The sequence below is a fragment of the Cupriavidus campinensis genome (assembly GCF_905397395.1).
Taxonomy (GTDB): domain Bacteria; phylum Pseudomonadota; class Gammaproteobacteria; order Burkholderiales; family Burkholderiaceae; genus Cupriavidus; species Cupriavidus campinensis.
In genome coordinates this window covers 69,074-77,527 of sequence record NZ_CAJPVH010000025.1, presented here as the reverse complement: position 1 = coordinate 77,527, position 8,454 = coordinate 69,074, and the positions used below count along the sequence as shown (strand labels likewise).

Below are 8,454 nucleotides of genomic sequence, written 5' to 3'. Positions count from 1 at the left end.
CAACCTGGAGAGCGCACAGGATGCCGCGAGCCAGAACAGCAAGAGCAGCGGCAGCAACGCCAGTATTGGCGTGGGCCTCTCGCTGGGCGGCACCCAGAACGGCTTCACGATCGAGCTGGCGGCGGCACAGAACAAGGCCAAGGCTGACGGCACCGCAGTCACGAACCAGAATACGCATGTCACCGCCGGGGATACGCTGACCATCGCCAGCGGCCGTGACACGAACCTGAAGGGTGCCACGGCCACCGGCGACACCATCAAGGCCGATATCGGACGCGACCTGAACATCGAAAGCCGTCAGGACACGGACGACTACCACAGCCGCGAATCGTCATCGGGTATGCAAGCCAGCATCTGTGTGCCGCCGATCTGTTACGGCACCACGGTGAGCGCCAGCGGCAGTGTGAGCAGCGGCAAGACGGATAGCACCTATGCATCCGTGGTGGAGCAAACCGGGCTCTATGCCGGCAAGGGCGGGTTCGATATCAACGTGGAGGGGAACACCGACCTGAAGGGCGCGGTGATCGCCAGCACGGCAGACAAGGACAAGAACACCTTGACTACCGGCACGTTGACGACGAGCGATATCGAGAATAAGGCCGAGTACAAGAGTGACACGTCGACGATTGCGGGGAGTTTCAGTGGCGGGCAAGGCGGCACGAGTGTTCTCCAGAACCTTGCGGATAGCTTGGCGGCGACGGCCGCTGGGAACGCTCAGAAGCCGACAGAAGGGGGCGCCGGAGGGACCACAAGGAGTGCGATTGCTGATGGGACCATCAAGATCAAAGACGCGACTGGACAACAAGAGAAGACCGGGCAGACGGCAGAAGAGACGATTGCTGCGCTGAATCGTGATACTGCCGCAGCGAATGAGTGCGTCAGCAAGATCTTCGATGAACAAAAGGTCAAGGATGAGCAAGCGTTCAAACGGTTGATGAGCGAGACCGTTCAACAGGCAGCGCCCATGCTCTACAACCAAGTGGGCAGTGCTTTGGAGAACTCCACCCCTGAAACCAAGGCCCTTGTACACGCTTTGGTGGGTGGTCTGATTTCGCAAGCACTGGGGGGCAGCTTTGCGGCGGGCGCCGCAGCAGGCGGTGCCGCATCTCTGGCAATGGAGACGTTTGGCGAAGCGTTGCTAGATGTGGACGGACTGAGCGATGCCGATCGGAAGGCCCTGGTTCAACTAGCAGGGGCTTTCGTAGGTGGGGTGGCGGGTGCCGTAGCTGGTGGGTCGCCGAATGATGCAGCAGCAGGCGCAAACGTAGGCAAGGTGGCGACGGAGAACAACTACCTGAACCATAAGCAAAAGCGTGAAAGAGCCGAGGCTCTAGCCGACTGTAAAGATGACCAGTGCGAAAAGGAAGTGCGAGACGAGTACGCGAGGAAGTGGACCGAGAATCGCGAAGACGTTGCGAACTGCTCGAGCTACGCAGAGTGCACGAGCCTGGCGCAGGAACTCCGAGCAGAGCAGAATGCTCAAGGGCAGCGTATCGCGGAACTGCAGGGAAAGGGGCCTACTAACTGGACCGAGGCGGAGCGACTAGAGTACGCGGACTTGCGCCTTGGCGACACGACCGTCAACCAGATGCGCAGCCTAGCCTTGGCTAGTGCGGCACGATATGGGGTGGACAGCTCTCTCGGCTCGCCGGAGATCGCCGATCTTATTGCCGACGTCGGGATAGGCGCTGCATCTGGCTTTGGCGCTGCAACAGGCAAGTATTCGCCCAATGCGGGATCAGTCGGTAACATGAAACAATACTTGACCGGCGATGGTTTTGGAGCAAAGTTAAACGAGTCAATTCGGAAGACATCGAAGATCTATGACGGTCAAAGTGTCTACAGAGTGACGGATGACGTTGGGCCGTATCTGAAGAAAGGCGATCAGGTGTATCTCGATGGCGATCACAAGAATCATCTGGAAGTCTTCGATAGAAACGGAAAGTCTACGTTCGTGATGAATTTGGATGGAACGCTGAATGCGGAGAAAACGCAAGCTGCTAAAGGTAGGACATTGAAATGATAAAAATTTTTCGAAAAATTAGAGACTCTTTGTGGAATTTCGCTAGTGCAAGAGGATTGTCTCCCCAGAAAATCGATGATGATTTCAATTTGAATTATTCACGAGACAATGATCAGCGTTTCACAAGTGACGTAGTAAGTTTATCTGAATTGATGCGTGTATATGACGAAGCAATGGCGGAGGGCGACCTTTTAACGGCAAGGTGCGCCCTCGTGGAGGCGCAGATATTTGCTCATAACTTGAGTAATTTCTTCTGGGACATCAAAGAGGATCTGGTAAAGGTGGCTAGTGAAAAGATCGAGGGTATCGCCGATGATCGCTGGGAATGGCCTCCTCTTCCGCAGCGATATTCTTACCCTGACAGGTATCAGTTCCGCGACGAGAAGCGGGTCGTGGATATTTTCGGGAGTAAGCAAGTGTGGAATGAATCAAGGCAGCAATGGGAAAGTATTTAACGGGAGTTCGTAGATAATTAAAATTTAGAATTCAAAGCAGATGAACGTCGTGCCGCCGGTGGCGAAAAACACCTCTCGGGGGCGGACAATGCAGTGGAATTCGAGTATAAAATAGATTAAGTATGGGTCATTATAAATGTTTCGCCACAATCGTCGCGGCCCTCTCTTTGACCGCCTGTTCTACCTACGCCCCGCTACCCATAGGTCCCGACGAACCCGTAGCCGAACTCTACGGCACAGGCAACTTTTCCATGACCAGCCCGGTCATGGACCCCAAAGGTTGCTACCAAACCAACATCCGGATCGAGAATCAGCCCTTGCAGGTTCGGGCAAACAAATCGCTGGTTATCGCGATTGACGGCTCGGTGGGGATGTATCGCTGCAGGGATATGATCAAGTTCAAGCCGCAAGCCGGTCACAAGTATGTCGTGCATGGCCTTCCTGGCCGCGATGACACAGCGCACCAGACATCGGTATTCCAGCGCGCGATCAGCGCGAACACCGGGCACTGCCATATCGAGATTCTCGATGAAACGAAAGAGGGCGATGCCCAGCGGCTTGCGGTGCAGCGCACGGAGCCAAGGCAGAAAGGCTTTGCCTGCATTACCTTTTAGTTCCGATTTCTAGCCGAGTCATCGTGGTATTCCTAAGTCCTGAAGACTTCATTGACGCATCCACCGGGGCGGCTTTCATTTCGACACGCATAAACCATCGCATCGAAAGCCGTCAGGACACGGACGATTACCACAGCCGCGAATCGTCATCGGGTATGCAAGCCAGCATCTGTGTGCCGCCGATCTGTTACGGCACCACGGTGAGCGCCAGCGGCAGTGTGAGCAGCGGCAAGACGGATAGCACCTATGCATCCGTGGTGGAGCAAACCGGGCTCTATGCCGGCAAGGGCGGGTTCGATATCAACGTGGAGGGGAACACCGACCTGAAGGGCGCGGTGATCGCCAGCACGGCGGACAAGGACAAGAACACCTTGACTACCGGCACGTTGACGACGAGCGATATCGAGAACAAGGCCGAGTACAAGAGCGATACGTCGACGATTGCGGGGAGCTTTACGGCTGGCAGCAGCGTTCCAGCGAGCAATCCGATGGACGGCCCGGTCCAGCAGGCGCATACCAACTGGGGCAACACCGACGTGATGGGCGCCGCAGCCGCGACGGCAATCGCGACGCTGGCCGGCAATAGCAGTGCGCCGATCAAGGGCAACGCCGCTGGAACAACCCGGAGCGCGATTGCGGAGGGTACGGTAACGATCACGGACGCCGAAGGCCAGAAGGCGCGTACCGGCAAGACGGCGGAAGAAACCATTGCCAGCCTGAACCGCGATACGGAAAACGCCAACGAGAGTGTCGGCAAGATCTTCGACGCGGAGAAGATCAAGGAACAGCAGGCCTACGACCAACTGAAGCAGCAGACGCTTCAACAGGCTGCGCCCTATCTGTATGACGTGGTGGGCGATCAACTGAAGGGGGCGCCGGAGCCGGTAAAGGTCGCGGTCCACGGACTGATCGGTGGGCTGGTGAGCAAGGCACTGGGCGGCGAGTTTGGATCTGGAGCGGCAGGGGTTGCGGCGGCTACGGCGGCGATTATGTTGTTGGACGAGAACATGGGTAGCCTCGGCGTTGAACCTGGAACCCGCGACAAGATGTTGCAGGTTGTTGGTATGGCGATTGCCAAGATCATTGGTGGCGATGGCGCTATTGGGAATGCGGCGGCGGCGACGGCTGGGATGGCGGATGCTTATAACAGACAGTTGCATCCGGATGAGCGGGCGTTGGCACGCCGGATAGCTGCGGCTAGCGGAGGGAAGTACACCGAGAAGCAAGTCAGTGACATTCTGCGGGCAGCCAGCAATACAGAGCGGGGCGAAAACGTGACCACTGGGATGGTGGTGGACGGAGTCAGCAATCCGCAGGGTGTCTATGACAGCGGTGACGGCGGTGCGACGTTCACCGTGCCTTCGGGGGACGGGCGTACATTGGTGCAGTCTGTGCAGACTCAAGTTGACCCAAGGCTCGCTGCGTATGTTCAATCGATGACCGGCGGAAGCAATTCGCCGTATAGCTGGGATGCCGCGACGCTTGGGACGGGTGCGCCTGCATTGAGCGACGGGGGAGAAAAGTACTCAGACTCTCGACCGTTTGTTCCCTCGGGCAATGGCTGTATATCGGCTGAGTGCATAGTACTGGGGAAGCCGCCAGTAGGTGTGCCTTGGTCGGTTGGCGCGGGCGTCTATTTCGGTTTGGGAGGCGAAGGCGAGATTGGGTTCGTCGGATGGACGCCAACTGATGTGAAATTCGGACTCGGATTCGGGGCTGGAGGGCACGGTTGGGTAAAAGGTCAGTCCGCAGCGATTAAAGGCGACCTCTGGACGCAAGGAAGAGAGCCAAATAGCGGGGAGTATCGAATTGGAATGTCGATAGGCGGGTCGGCCCAATATGGTGTGGGCAGCGCTGAGACGTCGATCGCGGCTGGCGGCTGGTCCAATGCTGCTGGCCCCGGAAAAGGAGTTGGAACATACACTCAAATGAAGGCGGGGGTGGCTGTAACACCCGCATATGGGCTGGGCCTTGAAGGTAAAGTCAATTTTATTGAGTTCACATATAAGCGAGGATTGAATGCTGGCAAATAAAGATGACCTGCTAAGGTTTCATAGGGCTAGATGGATTTTAATAGGTGTAACAGCAATATTCATTTCCGTTTACTCAACATTATTTGTAATTTCTGCAGGAATAATCTGGAATTTCATCGTAATGTTGGGGTATTTACTGTGGATGTTTTATTGGGTATTTACGAAGTATAGGTGTCCAAAATGTAATTATATTCCTAGGCTGAGAGGGTTTAAGGCCGTGGATTTGGCTCCGAAGACTTGCTGGAAGTGTGGCTTGAATTTCTACAATTGGGAGAGTCCTGGCAAGGACTCGTGAAAGCCTGATTTTCCAGTCACGATATCGCATATACCTGAAACAGGAGTACGCCTTTGAGGCGTTCCTGGCCCGAATTCGCCTGAAATGCATTCCATACATTGCCGGCTAGCGGTCGTGGCGTCGCTTGCGGCTAGCATCGGCTTGCCTGTGTTCCCCGTTCTTGCACAGGCTCTTCCGTCACAATCCGCCGCCCTAACCAACGCCGAGCAGGACCAGCGCACGCGCCAGCAACAAGAAGCCCGTGAGCGTGCCGCCACGGTGCAGGCGCCGGCCGTACGAGCCGAAGCCATTGCCGCAGCGGAGTTCCCGGCGCTGCCCGAGGAAACGCCGTGCTTCCGTATCGGCCGCATCCTGCTCGAAGTGCCGCAGGACCTGCCCGCCGATCTGAAGACCAGCGGCGCTTCCGCGCTGCCGATGGATCCGTTCGTCTTTGCGCAGCAATGGGTGGACCACTACACCGGCGCTTGCATCGGCAAGGCTGGCGTGGAACTGCTGGTCCGTGGTGGAGCAAACCGGGCTCTATGCCGGCAAGGGCGGGTTCGATATCAACGTGGAGGGGAACACCGACCTGAAGGGCGCGGTGATCGCCAGCACGGCGGACAAGGACAAGAACACCTTGACTACCGGCGCGTTGACGACGAGCGATATCGAGAATAAGGCCGAGTACAAGAGCGATACGTCGACGATTGCGGGGAGCTTTACGGCTATCCTGTTGGCTATTACTTTGGCACTGCTAACCCTGCATTGGGTGCTTTTTCTGGGGCGGTAGCTCAAGAGTTGTTCAACATCGGCGCCGCCAAGATAACACCGTCTTCTGAGAGAGCAAAATAAAATGATAAAGAAAAATGTTTTGGAATTTCTCCATCAAGATTCACGTGGCTTAGTGCGCTATTCGCTACGAATATTTCTTATTCTCCCGATTTACATGTTCACTGCGATGTCTGTGTTGTTGTCTCTGTTGATTTGGTACAGGGGCGGGCGCCTAGGGGATTTATTTGATTTTGTGCCAATCGTCATGAAATTATCGATGGTGGTATCCTTAGCATCGTTCATTCATATGATTATCAGAAGATGGCAGAATTACTGTGCGACGAACGAGTAATTCGTATGCGGCGGCGATCGGAAGATGGATATATACGGTTCGTTCTGTCGCAGTTTCCTCAAAGCCTCGAGCGCACCTCTAAGGCGCCTCTGGCTGATATCGCCTGACAATGCATTCCAAATCGTTCCGCCTTGCGGTTACGGCGTCGCTTGCGGTTGGCATCGCCCTTCCTGTGCTGCCTGCTCACGCGCAAGTCGTACCCACCCCCGGCCAATCCGCCGCCCTGACCAACGCCGAGCAAGACCAACGCACGCGCCAGCAACAGGAAGCCCGTGAGCGCGCCGCTACCGTACAAGCGCCGGCCGTACGCGCCGAAGCGATTGCCGCAGCGGAGTTCCCGACGTTGCCAGAGGAAGCGCCGTGCTTCCGCATCGGCCGCATCCTGCTCGAAGTGCCGCAGGACCTGCCCGCCGATCTGCAGGTCAGCGGCGCTTCCGCGCTGCCGATGGACCCGTTCGCCTTCGCGCAGCAATGGCTGGACCATTATGTCGGCGCTTGCATCGGCAAGGCCGGTGTGGAACTGCTGGTCAAGGGTATCTCGCAGGCGATCCTGTCGAAGGGCTACGTCACCACGCGGGTGCTGGTGCCGGAGCAGGACCTGACCACCGGCACGCTGAAACTAGCGCTGATTCCCGGTGTGGTGGGAGAAATCCGTTTTGCGGAGCCCGACCTGTGGGGCACGTGGCGCACCGCGTTTCCAACCGGCCCGGGCGAATTGTTAAACCTGCGTGACCTGGAGCAGGGCCTCGAGCAGATGAAGCGCGTGGCCAGCCAGGATGTGGATATGCAGATCGTGCCGACTGCCACGCCGGGGCGCAGCGACGTCGTGATCGCTGTCAAGCGCAACAAGCCATGGACGGTGGTGGCGTCGGTCGACAACTCCGGCTCGCGCGGCACCGGGCGGTGGCAAGGGAATCTGAGCCTGGGCATTGATAATCCGCTTGGCCTGAACGACATATTCAACGTTGGCTATAACCAGGACCTGATGCTGAGCAACAAGGAGCACGGCACGCGTGGCTGGAATGGCTATTACTCGGTGCCATGGGGTTACTGGACTGCGACGCTGTCCGCCTATAGCAGCAACTATTTCCAGCAGATCGCGGGGGTGAATACCACGTTCATATCGAGCGGGAAATCGCAGAACGTAGATCTCAAGTTGCATCGCGTCCTGCATCGTAACCAGAACGATGTATTTGGTATGCAGGTCCGGCTAACGCGGCGCTTTGGCAAAAGCTATATCGAGGACACGGAGATTCCGCAACAGCGCCGCAACAACACGATCCTCGAGATTGGCGTAACAGATCGTCATTACTTCGGCCAATCTCAGCTAGACGCGTCACTCGGGTTTCGACAAGGCATCGGCGCCTTGGGTGCCCAGCCCGATGCGTTGGGCGCCGAAGACGGTCCTACGTGGCGCTATCGGATGATGGTGCTGGACGCCAACCTGTCAGTGCCTTTCAAGATCGCAGAGCAGGGCTTCCGCTATGCGACCACGGTGCGTGGTCAATTCACCAATGATCGACTCTATTACGTCGACGACCTGACGATAGGCAGCCGCTACACCGTGCGCGGCTTCGACGGCGAAAGCCAGCTGGCTGGCGAACGCGGCTTCTACTGGCGCAATGAACTGCAGGCACCACTAGGCGGCACCGGGCAGGCCATCTATGCAGGCATTGACTATGGCCGGGTATATGGGCCCACTACCGCCGCCCTCGTCGGCACACAGCTCGCAGGTGCGGTTGTCGGTCTCCGTGGTGGTCTCGGCTCCCGTTTCGGCAGCGTTTCCTATGACGTTTTTGTTGGAACACCTGTGTACAAGCCTGAAGCGTTCCATACAGCAGGCGTGACGGGCGGGATGCAACTCGTTTATCAGTATTGAAGTGCCCCTGAAGGCGGCATCAGACCGTTCTCTTTTCAACCTTCTTATCAATG

The 8,454-nt window shown here is 57.0% G+C and carries 7 protein-coding genes; 6 read left to right on the top strand and 1 reads right to left on the bottom strand.

The annotated features are described in order from the left end of the window. The 4 genes from KHO18_RS15770 to KHO18_RS15755 all read left to right on the top strand — a co-directional run. A partial coding sequence (locus KHO18_RS15770; protein WP_211943503.1) for a hemagglutinin repeat-containing protein occupies positions 1-2,023 on the top strand: 2,023 nt, incomplete at its 5' end. Next, positions 2,020-2,478 carry a DUF6853 family protein gene (locus KHO18_RS15765; protein ID WP_211943502.1) on the top strand — a complete coding sequence of 153 codons (459 nt, stop codon included), beginning with the start codon at positions 2,020-2,022 and terminating at the stop codon, positions 2,476-2,478. The genes KHO18_RS15770 and KHO18_RS15765, both read left to right, overlap by 4 nt. A 251-nt stretch (positions 2,479-2,729) precedes the next feature. After that, positions 2,730-3,092 (top strand): hypothetical protein, encoded by a 363-nt coding sequence (locus tag KHO18_RS15760; protein WP_211943501.1) that lies wholly within the window; start codon positions 2,730-2,732, stop codon positions 3,090-3,092. Positions 3,093-3,247: 155 nt separating this feature from the next. After that, positions 3,248-5,125, top strand: coding sequence for a hypothetical protein (locus tag KHO18_RS15755; RefSeq protein WP_211943500.1), 1,878 nt, complete (start codon positions 3,248-3,250; stop codon positions 5,123-5,125). Positions 5,126-5,612: 487 nt separating this feature from the next. On the opposite strand, the gene KHO18_RS15750 is transcribed toward KHO18_RS15755, so the two are convergent. After that, positions 5,613-5,861, bottom strand: coding sequence for a hypothetical protein (locus KHO18_RS15750; protein WP_211943499.1), 249 nt, complete (start codon positions 5,859-5,861; stop codon positions 5,613-5,615). Positions 5,862-5,919: 58 nt separating this feature from the next. Here KHO18_RS15750 and KHO18_RS15745 point away from each other — a divergent pair, with 58 nt between their 5' ends. Together KHO18_RS15745 and KHO18_RS15740 are read left to right on the top strand one after the other, a co-directional pair. Continuing rightward, the gene (locus KHO18_RS15745) at positions 5,920-6,189 is read left to right on the top strand and encodes a hypothetical protein (protein WP_211943498.1); all 270 of its coding nucleotides are present in this window, start codon (positions 5,920-5,922) and stop codon (positions 6,187-6,189) included. 442 nt (positions 6,190-6,631) lie between these two features. Next, on the top strand, positions 6,632-8,401 hold the full coding sequence (locus tag KHO18_RS15740) for a ShlB/FhaC/HecB family hemolysin secretion/activation protein (RefSeq protein WP_211943497.1): 1,770 nt from the start codon (positions 6,632-6,634) through the stop codon (positions 8,399-8,401). Positions 8,402-8,454 lie beyond the last annotated feature (53 nt).

Excerpts from the sequence above, each read along its gene's own strand:
- KHO18_RS15755 (WP_211943500.1), top strand. The coding sequence starts at position 3,248 with ATGCAAGCCAGCATCTGTGTGCCGCCGATCTGTTACGGCACCACGGTG.
- KHO18_RS15765 (WP_211943502.1), top strand. The coding sequence starts at position 2,020 with ATGATAAAAATTTTTCGAAAAATTAGAGACTCTTTGTGGAATTTCGCT.
- KHO18_RS15760 (WP_211943501.1), top strand. The coding sequence starts at position 2,730 with ATGACCAGCCCGGTCATGGACCCCAAAGGTTGCTACCAAACCAACATC.
- KHO18_RS15740 (WP_211943497.1), top strand. The coding sequence starts at position 6,632 with ATGCATTCCAAATCGTTCCGCCTTGCGGTTACGGCGTCGCTTGCGGTT.